General features: G+C 28.5%; 18 protein-coding genes and 1 tRNA gene. 12 read left to right on the forward strand and 7 right to left on the reverse strand.

From position 1 onward, the window contains the following. Nucleotides 1-221 precede the first annotated feature (221 nt). The 6 genes from asnS (at nucleotide 222) to ruvB (ending at nucleotide 7639) form a co-directional block, all read left to right on the forward strand. On the forward strand, nucleotides 222-1571 hold the full coding sequence (gene asnS, locus V3255_RS01025) for an asparagine--tRNA ligase (RefSeq protein WP_303437841.1): 1350 nt from the start codon (nucleotides 222-224) through the stop codon (nucleotides 1569-1571). Nucleotides 1572-1587: 16 nt separating this feature from the next. Then, a complete protein-coding gene (locus tag V3255_RS01030; protein ID WP_337902968.1) occupies nucleotides 1588-2229 on the forward strand; it encodes an RDD family protein in 642 nt (213 codons plus the stop codon). Nucleotides 2230-2231: 2 nt separating this feature from the next. Then, a complete protein-coding gene (locus V3255_RS01035; protein ID WP_337902967.1) occupies nucleotides 2232-4490 on the forward strand; it encodes an ATP-dependent helicase in 2259 nt (752 codons plus the stop codon). Nucleotides 4491-4492: 2 nt separating this feature from the next. Next, the gene (locus tag V3255_RS01040) at nucleotides 4493-5920 is read left to right on the forward strand and encodes a hypothetical protein (protein WP_341516279.1); all 1428 of its coding nucleotides are present in this window, start codon (nucleotides 4493-4495) and stop codon (nucleotides 5918-5920) included. A gap of 104 nt (nucleotides 5921-6024) precedes the next feature. Beyond that, the gene (ruvA, locus tag V3255_RS01045; RefSeq protein WP_129643787.1) at nucleotides 6025-6690 is read left to right on the forward strand and encodes a Holliday junction branch migration protein RuvA; all 666 of its coding nucleotides are present in this window, start codon (nucleotides 6025-6027) and stop codon (nucleotides 6688-6690) included. Beyond that, a complete protein-coding gene (gene ruvB / locus V3255_RS01050) occupies nucleotides 6668-7639 on the forward strand; it encodes a Holliday junction branch migration DNA helicase RuvB (RefSeq protein WP_044284468.1) in 972 nt (323 codons plus the stop codon). The genes ruvA and ruvB overlap by 23 nt, the downstream gene beginning before the upstream one ends. 588 nt (nucleotides 7640-8227) lie before the next feature. On the opposite strand, the gene V3255_RS01055 is transcribed toward ruvB, so the two are convergent. Further along, on the reverse strand, nucleotides 8228-10108 hold the full coding sequence (locus V3255_RS01055) for a DUF2779 domain-containing protein (RefSeq protein WP_337902966.1): 1881 nt from the start codon (nucleotides 10106-10108) through the stop codon (nucleotides 8228-8230). A 22-nt stretch (nucleotides 10109-10130) separates the two neighbouring features. Beyond that, complete coding sequence (locus V3255_RS01060; protein ID WP_333503775.1) at nucleotides 10131-11288, reverse strand: hypothetical protein; 1158 nt, start codon at nucleotides 11286-11288, stop codon at nucleotides 10131-10133. 204 nt (nucleotides 11289-11492) lie between these two features. Here V3255_RS01060 and uvrB point away from each other — a divergent pair, with 204 nt between their 5' ends. Continuing rightward, on the forward strand, nucleotides 11493-13487 hold the full coding sequence (gene uvrB / locus V3255_RS01065; RefSeq protein WP_333503774.1) for an excinuclease ABC subunit UvrB: 1995 nt from the start codon (nucleotides 11493-11495) through the stop codon (nucleotides 13485-13487). A 15-nt stretch (nucleotides 13488-13502) separates the two neighbouring features. Continuing rightward, a complete protein-coding gene (locus tag V3255_RS01070) occupies nucleotides 13503-14363 on the forward strand; it encodes an L-threonylcarbamoyladenylate synthase (protein WP_303437825.1) in 861 nt (286 codons plus the stop codon). A gap of 78 nt (nucleotides 14364-14441) precedes the next feature. Here the strand turns inward: V3255_RS01070 and V3255_RS01075 are convergent. The 5 genes from V3255_RS01075 to V3255_RS01095 all read right to left on the reverse strand — a co-directional run bounded on the left by V3255_RS01075 (nucleotide 14442) and on the right by V3255_RS01095 (nucleotide 17558). Further along, a tRNA-Ile gene (locus tag V3255_RS01075) sits at nucleotides 14442-14518 on the reverse strand. Between the two features lie 72 nt (nucleotides 14519-14590). After that, a complete protein-coding gene (gene rpsI / locus V3255_RS01080; RefSeq protein WP_010321069.1) occupies nucleotides 14591-14986 on the reverse strand; it encodes a 30S ribosomal protein S9 in 396 nt (131 codons plus the stop codon). Between the two features lies 1 nt (nucleotide 14987). Beyond that, the gene (gene rplM / locus V3255_RS01085; protein WP_044284471.1) at nucleotides 14988-15425 is read right to left on the reverse strand and encodes a 50S ribosomal protein L13; all 438 of its coding nucleotides are present in this window, start codon (nucleotides 15423-15425) and stop codon (nucleotides 14988-14990) included. Between the two features lie 119 nt (nucleotides 15426-15544). Next, nucleotides 15545-16330 carry a 16S rRNA (adenine(1518)-N(6)/adenine(1519)-N(6))-dimethyltransferase RsmA gene (gene rsmA, locus V3255_RS01090; protein ID WP_341516280.1) on the reverse strand — a complete coding sequence of 262 codons (786 nt, stop codon included), beginning with the start codon at nucleotides 16328-16330 and terminating at the stop codon, nucleotides 15545-15547. Then, nucleotides 16323-17558, reverse strand: coding sequence for a TatD family hydrolase (locus V3255_RS01095; RefSeq protein WP_333503772.1), 1236 nt, complete (start codon nucleotides 17556-17558; stop codon nucleotides 16323-16325). The genes rsmA and V3255_RS01095 overlap by 8 nt, the downstream gene beginning before the upstream one ends. A gap of 84 nt (nucleotides 17559-17642) precedes the next feature. On the opposite strand from V3255_RS01095, the gene V3255_RS01100 reads away from it, so the two are divergent. The 4 genes from V3255_RS01100 (at nucleotide 17643) to V3255_RS01115 (ending at nucleotide 21574) form a co-directional block, all read left to right on the forward strand. Beyond that, the gene (locus V3255_RS01100; RefSeq protein ID WP_333503771.1) at nucleotides 17643-18635 is read left to right on the forward strand and encodes a ribose-phosphate pyrophosphokinase; all 993 of its coding nucleotides are present in this window, start codon (nucleotides 17643-17645) and stop codon (nucleotides 18633-18635) included. 18 nt (nucleotides 18636-18653) lie between these two features. Continuing rightward, nucleotides 18654-19262: a 16S rRNA (guanine(527)-N(7))-methyltransferase RsmG gene (gene rsmG, locus V3255_RS01105; RefSeq protein WP_333503770.1), complete on the forward strand. Its 609-nt coding sequence runs from the start codon at nucleotides 18654-18656 to the stop codon at nucleotides 19260-19262. Between the two features lie 76 nt (nucleotides 19263-19338). Further along, nucleotides 19339-19554 (forward strand): hypothetical protein, encoded by a 216-nt coding sequence (locus V3255_RS01110; RefSeq protein ID WP_333503769.1) that lies wholly within the window; start codon nucleotides 19339-19341, stop codon nucleotides 19552-19554. Between the two features lie 250 nt (nucleotides 19555-19804). Next, nucleotides 19805-21574, forward strand: coding sequence for a cation-translocating P-type ATPase (locus V3255_RS01115; RefSeq protein WP_333503768.1), 1770 nt, complete (start codon nucleotides 19805-19807; stop codon nucleotides 21572-21574). The last annotated feature ends 84 nt before the right edge of the window (nucleotides 21575-21658 follow it).

Genomic DNA, 21658 nt, shown 5'->3' on the forward strand with positions numbered 1-21658 from the left:
GTGTTAGATTTAAAATTTAGTGTTTTTGCATTGATAGTTATTTTTCCTGAGTTTGCTAAAAAAGTTAAAAAGCGTCCAAAAGCAGACACTCTTTTAAGATTATCTCATCAAACTGTGAAATTTGGGATTTTAATCTAATTTTTATATAATTTAAAAAAAATAGATAAAATACCAGTAATTTCTGGTATAATATTTAATATTTGAAAAATGGGGTAAATAAAATGTCGGTATCAATTAATGAAGTTTTTATACATCCTGAGTTGTATGATCAGAAGAAAATTACAGTTCAAGGTTGAATCACAAATATTCGCGGTAATCTAAAAATAATGTTCGTTGAACTGAACGATGGTTCGTCATTTAAAAATTTACAATGTGTCCTTAAAAGTGATAATATTGACTTTACAAAAGTAGAAAATTTAGCAATTGGTGAAGCTATTGAAATTAGTGGTGTTTTTACAAGCACCCCTGAGCGCCAACAAAATGGTGAGGTTTTAGTTGAGGATTTAGAAGTTAAAGGTCGCAATTATAACAATAATTTTCCGATTCAAAATCAAGAAATTTCCTTAGAAGTTTTAAGGCAAATTCCACATTTTCGTCACAGAACTCGACTTTTTCGTGTGCTAATGAGACTAAGATCTTCACTTTTTTATGAAATTCATAAATTTTTTCGTCGTCAAGGATTTGTTAATTTTTCAGCACCAATTTTAACCTCAAATGATGGCGAAGGTGCTGGTGAAACTTTTATTGTTGACGATGAACAAAAAGACTTTTTTAACAAAAAAACAACTTTAGGTGTTACAGGGCAACTTCATGCTGAAGCCTATGCTCTTGGTTTTAAAAAAGTCTACACTTTTGCCCCTACATTTCGCGCTGAGAGATCAAATACTAGAAAACACGCTGCTGAATTTTGGATGATTGAACCTGAAGTGGCATTTTTTGATCTTGATGAAATTATTGAATTAGCGACAAAATTGCTTCAAAAAGTAATAAAGGCTGTAATAATTCGTAACAAAGATGAATTTGCATTTCTAGAAAAAGTTGGCGATAAAAACTTGCGCCGCCGTTTAATTCAATTTTGTGATTCTCAAGTTGCCCAAGTAACTTACGAACAAGCAATTAAATTACTTTCAGAACACATTGATAAATTTGAGGAAAAGAACCTGTTTTTTGGTGCTGATTTAAAAACTGAGCATGAACGGTTTTTATCTGAGCAAATTTTCCGCGCCCCTGTTGTTGTAATTAATTATCCAAAATCGCTAAAAGCATTTTACATGCACCAGAACGATGATGAAAAAACTGTAGCAGCTTTTGATCTTTTAGTTCCAGGAATTGGTGAGCTAATCGGTGGGTCTCAACGTGAAGTTCGTTATGAAAAACTACTTGAACGAATGAACGAACTGAATATGAAAGTTGAAGATTTCCAATGATACCTTGATTTGCGTAAATTTGGTAACCCTGGCTCAAGTGGTTTTGGTCTTGGTTTTGAAAGATTACTAATGTTTGTTACTGGAATTGATAACATTCGTGATGTAATTCCTTTCCCAAGAACAAATAAAAATATTTTAATGTAAGAAGGATAAAATTAAATTGAAAATTGATTTTGTAAAAGCAGGTTTTTGAAGACGTTCCTTTGCAGGATTAATTGATTTTGTATTTCTTTTTCTTACTTTTTTAGTATTTTTCTACCTATTTTTGGTATTAACTGAGTGATCAAAAATAAAATTTTACCTTTGAATTATAACTGTTTTTTTACTTGTAATTTTTTACCGCATTTTTTTAATTATTTTTTTAAAGCAAACAATTGGACTGTTTTTAACAAAAACTAAACTTGTTTTTTTTGATGAAAACCCTAATTTTTCCAAAAAATTCTGAATTTTACTAAAAAGGGAAACATTTTTAAGTCTTAATTGAATATTTTCACTTTTGTTTTCCTCAATTATTTTAGATCTGAGTTTTGGAATTGATCTTAACTTTTTTCAAACTTTTAAAAGTTCAAGTCAAAATTTAACTTTTTTCCAACAAATTAGCTTAAGTTTTCCCGCTTTATTTTCAAAAGTTAACTTTTTCTTCTTAATTGTAAATAACCTCTCAATTTTAGGTTCAAAAAAATTAACAATTATTGATTCTTTTTCTAAAACAACTATTTGCTTGAAAAAAACGCTTATAAAAGCGGATTATTTAAGTTCAATTCATGCAAATTTTAGTTCAATTCATTGGGAGGTTAATTAATCATGTCATCACAAAATATTCTTTCACAACTAAATGACAAACAAAAAATCGCTGTTATTAGCAATAGTTCGCATCTCAGAATCGTTGCAGGCGCCGGAACCGGAAAAACAACTGTTTTAACAAAAAAAATTGCCTATATTATTAATGAATCCTTGGCATATCCCAATCGGATTTTAGCTTTAACTTTTACAAATAAAGCAGCCGAAGAAATGCGAACTCGTGTCGAAAAGTTGGTTCATGAAAAGGCAAAAGACGTCCAAATTTTAACTTTTCACTCACTATGTAATTTAATTTTGCGAACTGAAGCAAAAAATATTGTTGAAATTGACGAAATTCAGATAGATGATTACCGTTTTAATATAATTGACGAGCAAGATCAGCGTAAAATTATTGAAAAACTTTTAGGTGCAAATCTTAAAACTACTGAAGATAAAGACGATAAAAAAATTAGTGCATTTCAAGCGATTGAATTTATTTCAAGAGCCAAAAATCTAGAGCAATCCCCAGCTCAAGCGCTCAAGCTCGCAAATACTAAGGCTGAATTAATTAAGGCCAATGTTTATAAAAATTATATCGAAAAAACAAGGGAAAATAACATAATTGACTTTGACGACTTACTGCTTTATACTAAAATAGCATTTGAAAAAAGCCCACAAATTGCAAAGCGTTGACAGAAAAAATTTGACTTTGTGCTAGTTGATGAATTTCAAGACACCTCGTTAATTCAGTATTCTATTTTAAAATATTTTATCAAAGATAATACAAAATTATTTGTTGTTGGCGATCCTGATCAGACTATTTATTCCTGAAGAGGTGCTGATCCATCGCTTATTCTTAATTTAGAAAATGATTATCCTGATTTACAAACAGTAATTCTTGACAAAAATTACCGTTCAACACAAAATATTCTTGATGCGGCCAACCATTTAATTGCAAATAATAAAAACCGAATAAAAAAGAATTTAGTAGCTCATTCAACCGAAAAAATTGATATTCATTTTGAAGATCTTGGCAATGAAAGAGGCGCTGAAGTTGATTGAATTTATGAGACTATCCAAAATTTAATCACAAAAAACAAAGTAAATTATCGCGATATTGCAATTTTAGCACGTTCAAATTTTTATTTTGCACAAATAATTAACAAATTTGATGCCTACAATATCCCTTATATAAAACACGGAAATTCTCCTCTTGCTGCAAAAAAAGAAGTTCGTGAAGCTATTTATTTTTTAAAAGTCATTGAAAATTCTGATCCTTATGCTTTTGAGCAAATTATTAATGTGCCTGCAAAAAAAATTGGTGCAATAACAATTAACAAACTAAATGATTTGGCGGCTAAATTTGAACTAAATTTGTACGATTTTTTATTTAAATACTATTCAGGAAAAATCAATTTAAAAGATACTCACGGTAAAATTCCGCTAACTATTGAAAATCAAGCCAAAATTAAAAATCTTTTTGAACGAATAACCGCCGCAAGACGTTTCAAGATTGAAATTGAAGAAAAAAATCCGACAGTTTTTAAACTTTTTTCGCAAGTTCTTGACTCTTTTTTGAAAAAAATTAACTACTTTAGCTCAATAAAAGACCCTAAACAAGAAGAAGACACAAAAGAACTTTTAGGAAAATATTACGAATCACTAGATAATTGACAAATCCAAAATCCTAACAAAAAATTAGCTGACTACCTTGATTATGCAGTTATTTCTCACTTTGAACAAACTGAAAGCCCAAATCGAATTAACTTATTAACTGTTCATTCTTCAAAAGGACTTGAATTTGAGTATGTTTTTTTAGTTGGAATGAATCAAGGGGTCTTCCCTTCGCAAAAAGTTCTTGACCAAAATCTTGAGAGCGAATACGAAGAAGAAAGAAGGCTAGCATTTGTCGCAGTAACCCGTGCAAAAAAAGTTTTATATATAACAAACGGATTTCGTGGTAGTTTTCATAATGATTTTGGTCGCCGTTGAAAATCTAATCAAAATTCAATTTCACCGTTTATTAAAGAGATGAAAATTAAGGCTGAACAGTTTTATCAATTTCGTAAACTTGATGCAACTGGAAAGCTTAATTACCAAAAAACTGATTCAGAAAATGTTGAATTTGCCCCTGGAAATCACATATCTCATCTAAAATTTGGTAAAGGAATCATTTTGGAAGTGCGCGCTGACTCAATTTTGGTCAAATTTTTCGATATTCCTGGTGATAAAGGGATAAAAACACTTGTTAAAACTCATAAGTCCATTGAAAAAATTTCGTAAAAATGTCTGCACAAATTCAAACTTATTTAATAGTTGCGCTAATTTTGCTAATTAGTATTTTTTTTGTTTGCTTTTTGATCATAGTTTTACTTTTTGCCAATAATAAAAAAACAAAAATTCTCCCTTTAATTCCTTTTACTTATGATGCCGATTTAAAAAGAATCCGTGTGAGCGATGTTTTTTCACTTCCTAGTTTGAAATATATTGTTGAAAACAACAATTTACTAACAGGACTTTGGGTGAGTCAATCTGATTTTATTTCGCTCCTTGAAGAGCCATACCAAAAATTATTTCTTTCACGGATTAACCATTGAAGAAAAGGTTCAATTACAGTCAAATTTCAAAAAAGGTTCCTTTTTAACAATAATTTTCAAGTTTTTTTTCAGGATAGCTCAAAAAACGGCTTTGTTCTGATCCAAATCCAAAAATCAATTTTTGACATAGCTAAATACAAAAAAAAATTTAAAAATCGACTAGTTGACAAACTAATTCTTGATTTTGCAAGTCCAAGTTTTCTGGTAAGTTTTAGTTTTCCTTTTGAAATAACGGCTGATTTTGCTAAAAATTTTTATATTTCGTACAACAAAATTCTGCCTTTTTTTGTTAAAATTTCTAATTTTTCCATTTTTTACTTTGAAAATATTTTGATTATGCAAATATGTGCAAAATCACCTAAAATGCTGGAAAAAATTAGAAATTCATACAAAAATTTTGCAAAAACCCATAATTTAGGTAACTTTTTGTCTTGAGTAATTATAAATTTAGACAGTCAAATAAATTATGACTGAAAAATAGAAATAAAAAAATTTTTTAACCTAATAACAGCAAAAAAAGCCTCATTTCTCGAGGTAAATTCAAGCAGCGGGCAGTTTAAGTCAATTATTGACAATAAAAGTCAAGTTCAGCAAACATTTAATATACAAAATCATTTTCTTGCCCATATTTATCAATTTGATAATAAAAACCCTGTTTATAGCGTCTTTGATTTGGACTTTCATAGCAACCAAAAAATCGATGAAATATTAAAATTTTTAACTCAAAACCCGTCATATGATCATTCGCAAAATATTTACAAAATTAACTATATAATCGCACAAAAACTTCGTAATTTTCCAATTGATTTTGGAAAATTAACATTTTTAATTGAAACAGAAATTAATATACCAGAAACAAATATTAGTCATATTCCTAATATTTGTTATCAAAAAATAGTTGATTCTAAGCTTTTTTATTATCTAGCAATTAATAAACCGCCTTTTTTATTCATTAAAAATCTTAATGATTTTACCGATTTTAGCGATGGAAATGACATTGTTGTCTCATCACTTGGCGAATATGCACGTCGTGAAAAAGTAAAAGTCGTTTTTAAAAAGCAAGATATAACAAAATTTAACTTTGGGAATAAGAATTTTCCTCTCTATTATTGGTAAAAAATAGTAAAATTTGCTTCTTTTTCCTAATTTTTTCCTTTTTTTGGCCAAAAGCGGTTAAAAAATTAATTTAGGTTGCAACAAATTACTATAAGGGAGCAAAAATGCAAATTTATCAATATGGAAAAATTGTCTCAAAAAATAAAAATTATTTAATTATTGAAAATCAAGGAAGCGGATATTTACTGTATGTGCCGCGGATTGACCGTTTTAATATCGATGAAAATAGAAAAATTTATCTTTACGAATATGAAAATGATTATTCAAAAATAACTTACGGATTTGCAAGCTTCCGTGAAAGAATTTTATTTGAAGATCTAATTTCAATTCAAGGGGTTGGTCCAAAAACTGCTATTTCTGTTCTTAACGGCGGTGTGCAAAACACAATTAATTTAATAGCTGGAAATGATTGAAAAGGTCTTTCAAAAATTCCTTATCTTTCCGAAAAAAATGCTAAACAAATTGTTTTTGAATTTCACGGAAAATACAAAAAATTCCTTGAGAATGACAAAAAACAAAATCAGGAAAATATTCTTGAAACTGATTCTAAAGAAGTTGATAAAACTGATGATTTGAATGATGAAATTCTCCAAAATAATTCAGTCGAAGAAAAAACATCATCCGAACTTGAAGAAACGCTAAAAATGCTTGGCTTTAAACCTAACCAAATTAATTATGCACTGACAAAAGTTGAGCCTAATGAAAATTTCGAAAACTTAATAGAACAAGCTATCAAGATTATTTCAAATGCCAGAGAATTTAGAAGTTAGGCCAACAAATTTTGATAATTTTATTGGCCAACAAAAATTGGTTGAAACACTGAAAATTTTAATTTCATCTTCTCAAAAACGAAAACAGGCCTTAGACCATATTTTATTTTATGGACCTCCTGGAACGGGCAAAACCACCTTAGCAAATATTGTAGCAAACGTTCTTGAATCCAAAATTAAGTACGTCCAAGGACCATTGCTCGAAAAAAAGGCCGATGTTCTTGCTGTTTTAGCAAATATTTCTCAAGACACAATTCTTTTTATTGACGAAATTCACGGAATTAATAAAAATATTGAAGAGCTTTTATATTCAGCAATGGAGGAATTTGTAATTGATCTACAAATTGGTGTTGATGGCGAGCAAAAAATTATGCGGATGAAATTACCTCATTTTACACTAATTGCTGCATCAACAAAACTAGCACAAATTTCAACACCTTTGCAAAACAGATTTGGTTATATTGCTAAAATTGTCAACTATACAACTGATGAAATGGTTCAAATTATTTCAAATTCGGCAGCCATTTTGAAACTGGAAGTCAACAAGGAAATTATTAAATACATTGCTAGTTTTTCAAACAACACTCCCCGGATTGCTAATAATTTATTAAAAAGAATTCGCGATTTTGCACTTGTTTTGAATAAAAAGAAAATTGACCGTGAAATTGTCAACAAAACTTTTGACAGCATTGGTATTTATAACCAAGGTCTTTCGCAAATAAACATTGAATATTTAAATACCCTATTCAAAATTTTTAAAGGAAAATCTGTCGCACTCGATGTGCTTGCCAATGTTTTAAAAGAACATCGCCAAACAATTATTAATATAATTGAGCCACCACTGATTGAAAAAGAATTAATTGAAAAAACTCCCAGAGGTCGCCGAATAACTTCAAAAGGTAAGCAATATTTAACTGATTTAACTACTAAAGATGAAAAAAACACCTAAAAAAGCGTAACCTTTTTAGGTGTTTTTGTTTTAATATGTACTAATTTATCCCTATTTTCCTGAGTTTTCCAGTTTGATGGCAAAAATTCACTTTTTAGTCAATTAAATACGCAAAAATACCAGTAAATACGGGTTTTGAGGCTAAAATCTTAATTTTTATAGTTTTGAAATTAACCTTTTGCAAAAAAATTTTAAAAAAATGCTTGGTCTAAAATAAAATTATGTTATAATAATCCTAACTAAGAATGAATTAATAAATTTTGAGATTAGAATTAAAGGGGAATTAATTATATTTTTTGCATGATAAAATCAAAAAATGCGAATTATCCATTATATTTTTAAATATGATGGAATGCCTTAAATTTAACCGTTTATAAATCTATAAATTTTGGGCTTTTGGTTATTGTTCTTTCAAAACTTCATATATTTTTTTAGGCTCGCTGCAAATAAAAACGAGTTTTCTATTTGCATTGAGTTTAAATAGTAGTTGTATTTTTTATGATTTTTGCCAGTGTTTTAACTAAAAAAGGTAGTTTAAATATTTTATAATTTTGCTTTTTAAGTTAAAAACGACGAAAAACCGGGCACCTAAAAAAGTGCAACCTTTTTAGGTGTTTTTGTTTTAATATGTACTAATTTATCCCTATTTTTATGAACAAATTTTAAAAAATCTCAAACCATTATCATCGCTATAACATCATTTTGGCAATAAATTTGTAAATTTTTTCTAGTTTCTATTCACTCAATATCTCCAATGTAATTGAAATAACGATCAACGGCTTTAATCATTGCCTCAAGACCATTTTTTACAGCTAATTTTTTATAAGGTGTTATTAAGTGATCTAAATTATAATTATATTTATTAATAAAATTTTCAATTTTTTTAATTGAGTAAAAACCTTTAAGATCAGAAATGACAATTCAATATTTTGAAAATGGATCTTTTAAATCGATAGTTTTTGCAATTATTTCATCAACTTTTTTTTGATATCTTTGAATTTTTGCAATGGCCTCATGATATGGATTATTTCTTTGGTAATGCATAAAAATTATGTTCACCATTTCTTTAAGTCTTGTAAGTTCGTATGATTTGTTAAAAACAACGTAAAAATCAGCACTTTCGAGATAAATTTTATCAATTATTTTGCAAAAATTATCCCAACTATAAGTTTTAGGATCAAAAACAACATTAGTTTCGTTAAAATCCTGAGGCAAAATTTCGCCATTGTCAGTAACAACAATCGAAACTTGGGTAACAATTTGTTGAAAAGGCTGAGCATAATCTATAGCTGGAAAAGGCAAGGAAAGAGCTTCGAAATCATACCAAACGATTTTTTTTCCATTCATTTTATTAATGAAGGTTTCTAAATTTTCAAGTTCATTAATAATTATTGAATTACTTTTTTTGAAAAAATTATATCAATATGAATTTGTTTCAAAAAAAATGAGCCTGGATTCATCATTAACAAGTGATAAAATTTTTCTAGAATTTAAAAGTGTTCCGCTAATACCAGTCAGTTGAGGATAAAACTGTTCAACAAGGAAAGCAAAGTTAGCACTTTTTTCAAAGGCGCTGTTATCAATTTCGCTAGGTTTAGTAAATTTTGTTACATTTTTAGCATCAATTATCTCATCAATAGCAATATTGACAGGGATCATGTGAATCACTTTTTTATCTTTAACCTTAGAAATTTTTTCAATTTGATTTCTGAATAAGTTGTTTATTATTTTATTGTTTTCTAAAAATGTATTATCCCAAAACTCATTTAAACTAAGGCCATTTTGCTTTGCAATTTTTTTTGCAAGAAAAATATTTCCACTTTCAGAATCAGCTTTGGATACAGTTTTTGCTGATTTATACCTTGAAATTCAGAATGTTTCATGAAATTCAATTTTATTTTTTATTGGATGTTCAACTGTGTTAATTAAAAAATAAGATACCTCATCAATCGGGTTTAAATCACCGCTGATTTCTCGAAGCATATAATTTGATATTCAAAAATCTCAATTTGCTCTTAAATAATCTTTGACTTTAGTTGAGGTAGAAAGTTTTAAAATACTTAATTTTTTGTTAAAAACAAAAAAAACTGACGGATTAGCCGATGCATTTTTATATTCAAAGGCAGGATTGAAAATTATATCGCATTTTTGATTTTTATAAAAATCAATTGTTTGCTCAATTTTTTCATCAATAGAAATTTTAGAAACAAGGCAAACTTTTTTGTCAGCAAACTTTTCTTTTATATAAAAGTAAAATGTTTTGTTAAAACTTTTAAAAATATTTTCATGTAATTCGGGAAATTTTATTTCATTTTCATGAAAAGAGTCAAAATCTCAAAGTTCTTGACCAAAATCATCATTATCATCTATGTCAGCTTGATCTGAATTTTGTGCATCTGGATTGTTTCAAATAAAATATTTTTGTTGAGTATGCAATTTAAAGTAACGAGAAAAATTAATTCTTTCCATTTAAATACAAAACCCTTGATAATTAGGTATCTATTTGAAATTTCTGGTCTAAAATTGCCGGGTTAATTTTCAAAATATTTGGCGAATCAACAAGATTTTGATCAAAAATATGACTGTCAGTAAAAAGTTTATTATAACCGCCAACAATTTTATAAAAATTATTTTGTGATCTTCAAGGCAATTTTACTCTAAAAATAAAAGTATTATCTTCATTTTCGACAGGTCTTAAATAATTTGCTAAATATTCAATATCTTTATTGTTAATTTGATCAAATCCAGTTTGGACCGCTGTATTTTCGCGTTTAAAAACAAGACTATAATTATTTACAGTGTTAATTTTAACTACACCAGGACTAAATTTAACTTTAAAATCAACGTCAATATTTTGAAGATCACTATGAATTTGGCCTGGGAATTTACTGTTAGAAACTTCAACACCAACGATATCACCATCGGTTCTAAAAGTTAATGGGAATAAATTCTCATCAAAACTTAGCATGTTACCTTTTTGATCATAAAGCCCGGAAATTATGTAAGTTGTGTCTCGCTCAAGATTTTTTAGGCTTACATATAATGACTGATCAGATCTTAAGTTATGTATAAAAGTTTGTGTTTCAGGATTAGATCGAAGTGCGTTTGCTTTTCTATATTGAACATCGATTGGCTGTGAGTTCAAAGTTGTATCAGAAAGTGAAACCTTAAAATCATATTGGCTTGAAGGGTCGGTTGCATCTAGTTTTTGGAATGAACCAGGAATTATTGTTGGATTTGGATTAGTTTGAAAAACATTTCCACGAACAAATAATTGCTCTTCTTCTTGGCCGTTAATGCGAGTAATTCTAACAACATATTTAGTTTTTGCGTCTAAATTGTTAATTTTTAGCAAAATTTTGGGCTTATTGTCATGAAGTGTGCGAAAAGCTGAAAATTTAACCTGCTCATAGTTTTCGGTGTTTTCTTTTCTCAATTCAACTTTGAATGTTTTAGCTATATTGTCTTGTGGAGTTAGTGCAATATTATTTAGCAAAAGTTCGACAGATTTTGACTGTATATTCTGAATTGAAATTTCAGGAATTTCGCTATCTGTGCATGCAACAAAAATAACAGGTACGGATGCAAATAAACCTGTCTGAAGTGTCAAAAATTTTATTTTTCTTTTAAAATTTTTTATTTTTTCCATTTTCCTCATTCCTAAATAAAAAATTATACCACAAACTGCTGAAATTATTGCTTTTAATAAGTATTTAAAATTTAATTTTTTTGCTTTTTTGTCTAAAAGCCAAAAAAATCAATCAAACAAAGCACCACAAAAATAAATATAATCGAATAAAGGAAATTTGTGCTAAAATTTCTCTTATTCTCCAAAAAAACGGTCTGATTTCAAATGATAAGTGAAAAAAAATTTAATAAATTCAACCTTAAGTCAAATTATAAACCTAGTGGCGACCAACCCAAAGCAATAAAAAGCATAATTCAAAACATTGAAACTGGTAAAGAATCGCAAATTTTGATGGGTGTAACTGGTTCTGGAAAAACTTTTACAATGGCAAATGTAATTGCCCACTTTAACAAACCAGTATTAGTTTTGTCACATAATAAAACGCTTGCTGCTCAATTATACACTGAATTTAAGGAATTTTTTCCTGAAAACCGAGTTGAATTTTATGTATCATACTTTGATTTTTATCGCCCCGAATCATACCTTCCTTCAAAAGATGTTTATATTGAAAAAACAAGTAAAACAAATGCTGATCTTGAAGCAATGCGAATGTCAGCCCTTAATTCGTTAATTGAACGAAATGATACTATCGTTGTTGCTTCAGTTTCGGCAATTTATGGAACTCTAAATCCGAATGAATATCATGATAATTTTTTGCTTTTAAATGTGGGTCAGGAAATAAAACCAAAAGAATTAGCCCTAAAATTAACGCGAATTAAGTATCTTAATAACTCAGTTGAGCAAAAACCGGGACTTTTTTCACTAAAAGGTGATGTAATTGAAATTTTTCCAGCATGAGATGAGACTTTTAATATCAGGGTCGAATTTTTTGGCAATACAATCGAAAAAATCAGCACAATTCAGCCAGTTTCAAAAAAGCTAATAAAAACCTATTCGGTCTATACAATTTATCCTGCCACTGCATATAGTGTTAAAAAATCTATAATTGACAAAGCAATTGAATCTATTAAAATTGAGCTTGAAGAGCGCCTACTTTTTTTTGAGCAAAATAATAAACTTGTCGAAAAACAAAGGCTAAAAGACCGTGTTAATAATGATATTGACTCATTAAGTGAATTTGGAATTTGCTCTGGAATTGAAAATTATGCCCGTCATATTGACGGCCGCCAGCAAGATGAACAACCATTTTCTTTGCTTGACTATTTACCCCAAGATGCCCTAATTTTTATTGACGAGTCTCACGAGATGGTCAAGCAAATTGATGGAATGTACAAAGGTGACCGAAGTCGCAAGCAAACTCTTGTTGACTATGGTTACCGTCTTCCTTCTGCGCTTGATAATCGTCCTTTAAAATTATATGAATTTGAACAATTTAGGCAGCCTAAAATTTTTGTTTCAGCCACACCAGCTCAATATGAACTTGAAAAAACTGACGGCGAAGTTGTTAGTCAAATTATAAGGCCAACTGGATTGCTTGATCCTGAAATTATAATTGAAAATACTGATAATCAAATGGCAAAAATTTCTAAATATTTAGCTTTGCAAAAAGAGAAAAAGGAACGAACTTTAATTTTAACAACAACAAAACGAAATGCTGAGGAAATTAGTAAGTATTTGCAAGAAAAAAAATTACACAATGTTTATTATTTGCACTCAGAAATGACAACTTTTGAACGTGATGAAATTATTATTAAATTACGAAAAGGAATTTTTGATGCAATTGTTGGGATAAATTTGCTTCGTGAAGGTGTTGATATTCCGGAAGTCTCACTGATTCTTGTATTAGATGCAGGTCTTGCTTCTTTTTTAAGGTCAAAAACTTCACTAATTCAAATAATTGGCCGTGCTGCTCGAAATCAATCAGGAAAAGTAGTCCTTTTTACTGACGGAATTACAAAAATAATTCAAGAAGTTATTGATGACAATTTAGCTAAACGAAAAATTCAAATCCAACACAATCAGGAAAATAAAATAATTCCAAAAACAATAAAAAAACCAATTCCTGAAAGCATAAATCCAAATGCTCTAAAATTAAGTAAAGTTCTCCACGAGAAAAAAATGAATAAAAAAGAGATTGAAAAACAGATACAAATTTTGGAAAAAGAGATGAGAAACGCCTCTAATGCTAACCGTTTTGAAGAAGCTATTCAAATTCGGGACCTAATTGCCGAAATTAAACAAAAAGCAGATCCATTTTAAAAATAAAGTGTTAAAATGAAATTGGAATTATTTTATAATAAATCACTCTCATCGCTATGTTTTTATGATAGTCAAAAAAAAGCGCTAATGAAAGTAAAAACACCTGTTTTTACAGCATTTTTTTCAGATTTGGAGTCTAAAACCATTAGATTCAATTTTTGCTTTAATTTAAAAATTCCATATTTTAATAATTTTTTATTTTGACTTGCAAGTCAAAATTTAATTTCAGAAAAACATTTATTTAACGGACTTAATTTGTCTAAAAATAAAATATTTGTTCTAAAATTGTTGAATAATTTCCACATTTTGTTTTGAAAATATAAGATGAACAGTCTTGTCATTTTTATTGAAGATGACCATGAATTTAGCGATTTATTTGCGCAAAACTATGCCGTTTTTAAGGAGCAAATCCATAAAAATTCTAAACTATTTATTTGTTCTACAGATACTGTTGTTGGACTTGGTTCGTTTTATCATGATTTGGATCTTGAGGCAATTTATAAAATAAAAAACCGTGATGTTAGCAAAAAAATCGTAACTTTAGTGGGAAAAATATCGCAAATACAGCCATTAATTAGTCCAAGTAGTTACAAAATTCTTAAACAAAAAAGCAAAAAACATTGACCTGGCGCAGTTACTTTTATAATTGAAAAAAAATCATTTAGAATTCCTGCGTTGAAAAAGTCTCAAGAATTATTTATAAAAAATGGACCTGCTTTTGTTACCAGCGCCAATATTTCTGGTCAAAAACCGCTTAATTTTAAAGAAGCGTGCCAATTATTTTGACAAATTACAAAATTTTACGATTTTGGTCACGGTTCAGGTCGCCCCTCAAAAATTTATGATATTGATCTAAAAACTTGAGTTCGAACTTAAAATTCACTTTTTAAAATAATAAATAAAAAAAACCTTTTTTTCAAAGGTTTTTTTTAAAGTTTTAAAGTCAATTAGATATGGTGGGAACGAATGGGATCGAACCATCGACCTCACGATTATCAGTCGTGTGCTCTAACCGTCTGAGCTACGCTCCCGAAGGTGATATAATTACGTTGCTATAATTATATCATATTTTTTTAAAAATTTTTTTAAAAAGGAAGAAAAAATTACCGTTTTGAAAATTGACGCGCTCTTCTGGCTTTTCTCAATCCAAATTTTTTACGTTCTTTAGCTCTAGCATCACGTGTCAACATTCCGGACATTTTAAGACTTGGACGATAATCAGCTGAAATTTCTAATAAAGCTTTTGCAATTCCTAGTCTAATCGCACCGGCTTGTCCAGAAATTCCACCACCATGAGCATTAACGCGAATATCAAATTCAGAAATTGTATTTGTAATAGCGAGTGGTTGTAGAGCGTCTTTAATTAAAATATCAGATTTTAGGTACTCTTTTGCTATTCGGTTATTAATTTTAAAATGACCATTTCCACGTTTTAAAATAACACGGGCAACTGAAGATTTTCTTCTTCCTGTTCCATAATAAGTTAATTCTTGATTCATTTTAATATTTGACCTCTAATTTTTCAGGGTTTTGACCTTGGTGTGGGTGTTCAGTTCCGGCATAAACATAAAGATTTTTTCTTTGTTTGTCCCCTAGTTTTGTGTGAGGTAGCATACCATAAACCGCTTTTTCAATTAAAGCAATTGGTTTTTTTGCTCGAAGTTCTCTAGCAGTTCTAACTTTTAAACCACCAGGATAACCAGAGTGTCTATAATATAGTTTTTGGTCTTCTTTTTTTGCTGTTAATAAAATTTTTTCAGCGTTAATTATAATTATTTTATCTCCCATATCAACGTTAGGAGTAAAAAGCGGAGAGTGTTTTCCGCGCAAACGGCTAGCGACAAACGCGGCTAAACGCCCTAAAATTTGTGACTCTGCATCAATAACAAACCATTTTTTTTCAACTTCATGTGGTTTTATAAACGTAGTTTGTCTCATGTCTACCTTTCTATAAATTTTTTAAAAAGATTTTATATAAAAATAATGTAACGACTAAGGGAGGGAGATTTTTAAAATTATACACTATTTTTTGAAATTCAAAACTAAAAAAATAAAAATTATTTATTTTTAATATTGTCAAAATAAAAATTTGAAATTCTAGCGTAAGTTTCAACATTTATTTCTTGGGGGCGTATTTTTGGGTCAAAATTGAAAAAATTGAAAATTTTTTCAATTTCGTCTTGTGACAAAGAATTTTTGAGATTATTATATAATGTTTTTCGCTTGAATTGAAAGCACAATTTAGTAAATTTAAAAAATTGTGCAACTTTTTCAGGGTTTAAATTTTTCCTTATTGAAAAATAAACAATAGCAGAATCTACCTTTGGAACTGGAAAAAAAGAACTTGGTGGCACAACGAAAAGCTTTTTTACTTCAGCAACATATTGGCAGGTTAGTGATAATTTTGAGTAAGATGCCGTTCCTGGTGTTGCAATAATTCTATCGGCAACCTCATTTTGAACCATTATTAAGATTTCATCAAATTTCTCAAAATTATCAAATATTTTAAACAGAATTTTTGACGTTATATAATAAGGAAGATTGCCAATAACCGATTGTTTTTCTGAAAAATTTAGATCTGACAGTAAAAAATCCTCATTAATTATTTTAATATTCTTGTTTTTAAATTTATTTTCAAGTAAAGGAATTAAATTTTTGTCAATTTCATAACAGGTCAAAAATTTAGCTTTTTGGATTAAATATTTAGTCAAAAAACCGGTTCCAGGCCCTATTTCCACAAGATTTTTATTTGCTAAGTCAATGCTATTTACAATTTTTTGTGCAATTTTTTCATCTTTTAAAAAATTTTGACCTAGATGTTTTTTAGGCGATATTTTAAGCATTTTTTACCTTAAAAATTTTTAGCGCATTTTCATAAACTATTTTAGAAAGCTCCCTTTTTGTTAAATTTTTCAAATTAGCTATTGTTTGATAGGTATTTTCAATTTGCGGAGATGTATTTGGTCAAACTTGTCGATTAGGTTCGGGACTTAAATATGGTGTATCAGTTTCACATAAAATTCTTGAAATCGGAGTTTGAGATACTATTTTTCTTAGTTCAACGCTCTTTTTAAAGGTTATTACTCCTGAAAATGAAAAGTAACAATTTTTTCTGCTCACTATTTCTGTAAATTTTTCATAATTTGTTGAAAAATTATGAAAAATAAAGTTAATTTCAGGAAATTTGTCAATTATTAAAATTATTTCATTAATCGCTTTAAATTCATCAAGTTTGTCGCGAATATGCAACATTACAGCGATATTATTGCTTTTTGCGATTTCAATTTGGGCCAAAAGTGCATTTATTTGCTCTTGTTGGTCAGGGTTATTTTCATAATAAAAATCAAGCCCAACTTCGCCAATTCCCACTACATTTTTGTCAATGTATTTCGAAAGGTTATTATAATCATCTGTTGTTTTTATTAAATTTGGATGTATTCCAATAATTTTATATATTTTATCAGAATATAAACTAATTTGTTTAGTTTCTTCAAGATCCTCTCAAGAAGTTCCAACAACAAATAAAAGACCAATATTATTATCAAATCATTTGCTAATTTCTTGTTTTGGGTTTTGAAAATATTCCAAAAAAGGATGGCAGTGTACGTCAGTAAAGTTATATTTTTCAATTTCCTTAATTTGGAATGTCAAAACTGAAGAATTTGTTTCTTGAAACGCCGGTCCAAAAAAATTTTTGAAAACTAAACTTTTTTGGTCAAGTTTAAGATAAAAATCCCGTAATTTATAGTGTTTTTTGATAAAATCAAGGACAAATTCTCCAATAATATTAATTCAGTTAGAGTCCAAAAGCTCACTAAAAAACACCAAACTTAAATAGAAAGTTTGTTCTTTTTTAGAAAGAATAAAATGTGCTAAACTAAAGTCTAAATTTTTGTCAAAATCAAAAATAGTAAATTCATGATTATTTTCAAAATTTTGGAAATAATCTAAATTGGCAACATTAGTTTTACCATTTTTAGTTTTTAAATTTACTTCTAAATTAAATTTTTTAACCGCATTTAGAAGTAAATTTAAATGTCGCGGCGAAAATTGTTCGATTTTTAAATACATTGTAACTTTTCAAAATATTATTAAAATTAATTATATTTTATTATATAATAATATTTTAAATATAAAAATAAACAAGGCGAAAAAATGAACATAGATACAAAGAAAAATGTAATTCTTTTTGGAATGAGAAATTCACTAGATTTAGCAACAAAAATTTCAACTCTAACCGGAATTCCGCTCTCAGGGATTGAACGAATAGTTTATGCTGATGGTGAGGTTTTGCTAAAATCTAATGAAACTGTTAGAAATTCAACCGTTTTTGTTATTGCAAATACATCAAGGCCGGTTAATGAAAATATAATGGAACTTTTAATTTTCATTGACTCTCTAAAGCGAGCTTATGCCCAAGAAATTGTTGTGGTTCTTTCATATTATGGTTATGCTAGACAAGACCGAAAATCATCTGGAAGAGAACCAATTACCGCAAAATTAGTAGCTAATTTACTTGAAAAAGCAGGTGTAACTAAACTAATTTTAGTTGATATTCACAATCCAAGTATTCAAGGATTTCTTGACATTTCAGTTGATGAACTTCATGGTCAATATATTCTTGCAAACGAACTTGTGGGCAAAAACAAGGATTATGTTGTTGTAACCCCAGATCATGGTGGTGCTGTTAGAGCTAGAATTTTAGCAGAAATTCTAGGAAAACAAACAAATTTTGCGGTTATTGACAAGCGAAGAACCGGCACAAATCAAACTGAAGTTCTAGGACTAATTGGAAACGTTGAAAATAAAGATTGCATCATAATTGACGACATTATTGATACAGGTGGAACTATAATAAATGCCGCAAATGTTGTCAAACAAAAAGGTGCAAAATCCGTCATTTTAGCAGCAACACATGGTGTTTTTAGCCACGGATTTGACAAATTTCAAGAAAATGAAAATATTGACAAAGTAATAATTACTGATTCAATTGATAATAGAGAACTTGTAGCAAAATATGATAAATTACTAGTTACATCTTTGGCTGAATTTTTGTCAAAAAGTATACTAGCATGCATCCATTCAACATCAATTACAAGTATTTATAAAGAAATCAAGGAAAAATTAATTTCAGCAAACGAAAATTAAAATATTTTCAATGTTTTTATGTATAAAGAAAAAGTAAAGTTACTTGTTGATTTAGATGTATTTGAAAAACTTGAACAATACGTAAAATTAATCGAATTTTGTAATCAAAAATTTAATTTAACCGGTTTTTCAGGCGATATTCTTTGAAAAGAAGGCATCCTTGAGTCCATTCTTACAATGAATTTTATAAGAAATTTATTGAAAAAAGAAAACATTTCAGAAAAACCAAAAATTTTAGATATTGGGGCGGGTGTAGGCTTTCCTTCAATTCCGTATTTAATTTTTGATCCAAAAATTGACTTGACTATTTGCGAGTCTATGCAAAAAAGGTGCCAATTTTTAAAAAAAGTATCTGAAACTCTGGGAATTAAATTTAATTTAGTTTGTAAATCAGTCCAAGAAATTGAAAACGACAATTTTGATCTTGTGACAGCCCGAGCAGTTGCAAATCTAGAAAAACTCGATAAAATTGTTAATAAAATCAAGACTAAAAATACAATATTTGCCTTTATTAAAGGCCCAAAAATTTTTGAAGAACTCAAAAATTGCAAAAACTGCGATTATCAGGTAGTAGAATTTGCCAATAATCTTGATAAAAAAATTTTTATAGCATTTAAAAAAATATAAAAAAATTAATACATTTATAATTGTTTTTTATTGTAAAATTATATCCTAATCAATAATTTTAAATAAAGGAATTAAAATGAAAACAACAAGATATTTTAGTATTGACATTAAATGTGCAAGCTGCAAGGTAGTTTTTGAAAAACTATTTGCAAATTTGCAAGATTTTCAATGGAACGCAAATATTAGCGCAAAAGTTTTGAAAATTAACGCTGATGAAGAAAAATATCCTGACGAATTTATTATTGAAAAATTAACTTCTGTTGGTTATACAAGTGAAAAAATCGACGAATAACAGAAAATTTTTCGCTGACTCTAAACAAAAGGCAAAAATAAAAATATTTATTGAGTTATTAATTTTTATTTTTGCCTTTTTTTCTTTTATTTTTGATACTTTAAATAATTATAAAGTTTTAAATTTTAGTCACGATCACAAAATTCATCTAATTTTAGCGTCAATTTTGTTTTTCTTTGCATTTTTAGTTATTTTTCTAGAAAAAAAATATTTTTTAGCATACAAAAACCTTTTAAGAAAAATTTTTACAATGGAATTGCTAATAGCGATTGCAAGCCATGTTTCATTTATTTATTCTGCAGTTTCATTTTTGTATAAAATAAGCACCGGTGATAAAATTAGTATGGAATTTTTTGAAGTTTCAATTATTCTGTTCTTGTTTTTTAATGCTGGTAAATATCTTGAGGAAAAACTACAAAAAAAATCAAGTTCAGACTTTCAAGGAATACTAAAATTAAAAAATCGCTATTCACATATAATAGTCGATGGCAAAAAAGAACAAATTTTAACTAGTAAAATTACTCCTGGTAATATTGTTTTTGTTCCAAAAGGCGAAGTTATTCCAACTGATTCAACCCTAAATTCTGACTTTGCAACTATCGATTACTCGTCAATTAACGGTGAGTCTTTGCCGATTGAATTTGCTAAAAATCAAGAAATTTTGTCCGGAAGTATCAATATTGGCGAACCGATTCACCTAACTTCCACAAAAAAAGCCCAAGATTCATTTTTAATGCAAACAATTAACAGATTAGAGTCAATTTTTGAAACTCCTTCCAAAATTGAAAGAGTTTCAACTAAAATAGTTTCACTTTTTACCCCAACTGTTTTAATTTTGTCATTTTTGGCTTTTGCAATCTGAGTCATAATCGGTTATTCACTTGGTGATTTTGAAAAAATTTATACAGGTTTTACACCTCCGCGAAATTCTCACCCACTTTATGTTGGCGCTCATATAGGAGTTGCTGTTTTGGTAATTTCTTGTCCATGTGCTTTTGGAATAGCAGCGCCAATGGCCATTTATTCTTCTTCGATTTTGGCCTCAAAAAATCGAATTTTATTTGCAAATTCAGAGATTTATGAAAAAATTATTACCACAAAAACAATAATTTTTGACAAAACCGGAACTCTAACTGAAGGAAAACCAAAAGTTGTTGAATTTCAAGGTGATTCAAGTTTTTGACCTTTAATTAAGGAAATGGCTCAAAATTCTAAACACCCAATTTCACTTTCAATTCATAATTTTTTACCAGAAAATCAAGTAAAATTCGACAATTTTAAGGTTAGCGAAATTTCAGGTCAAGGCCTAGAACATATTGATTTAGATTCAAATAAATATAGCCTTATTTCTCATGAGTTTGCAAAAAATAATAATTTTTTGATTGATGATAGTTTTAACTTTGATAAGATAGGCAATTACACAGTTTTTGCTAAAAATGATAGAGTTATTGCCGTTTTTTTAATAATTGATCAAGTTAAAGAAAGTGCAAAAAAGGTTGTTAAAAAATTCCAATCTCAAGGGCTAAATTGCATTATTGCCTCAGGAGACAATCCAAAAAATGTCGAAAATGTCGCAAAAATACTGGGAATAAAGCAATTTTATGCAAACTTAAAACCTAATGACAAGTTTGAACTAGTAGAAAAATTAAAAAAAGATACCCCAATTATTTTTGTAGGTGACGGTTTAAATGATATTTTAGCTTTAAAATCCGCTGATCTTTCAATCGCTTTTGAAAGTGGTTCTAACCTTAGTAATTCAATTGCTGATATTTCCTTATTTGAAACAGATCTTGTTATGGTTTATAAATCAATTGAAATTATCAAAAAAACTAATAAATTAGTAAAATTAAACTTTTTGTGAGCAATTTTATTTAATTCGCTTTTCATACCTTTGGCGTTTTTAGGTTTTATAAATCCAGTTTTTTCAATGTCTTTAATGCTGTTTTCATCAATTTTCCTTATTGTTAATACAATTATTTTCAAAAAAAGACATCAGAAGTTTCTCGAAAAAGCTATTTAAAATTTTTATTTTTGTGTTTGTCAAACTTACTTGTTTCCAAAATTATCTTAAATTAACCTATGAATTCATAGGTTTTTTTATGTT

This window comes from Mesomycoplasma ovipneumoniae (assembly GCF_038095975.1).
In the GTDB taxonomy this organism is placed as follows: Bacteria; Bacillota_I; Bacilli_A; order Mycoplasmatales; family Metamycoplasmataceae; genus Mesomycoplasma; species Mesomycoplasma ovipneumoniae_C.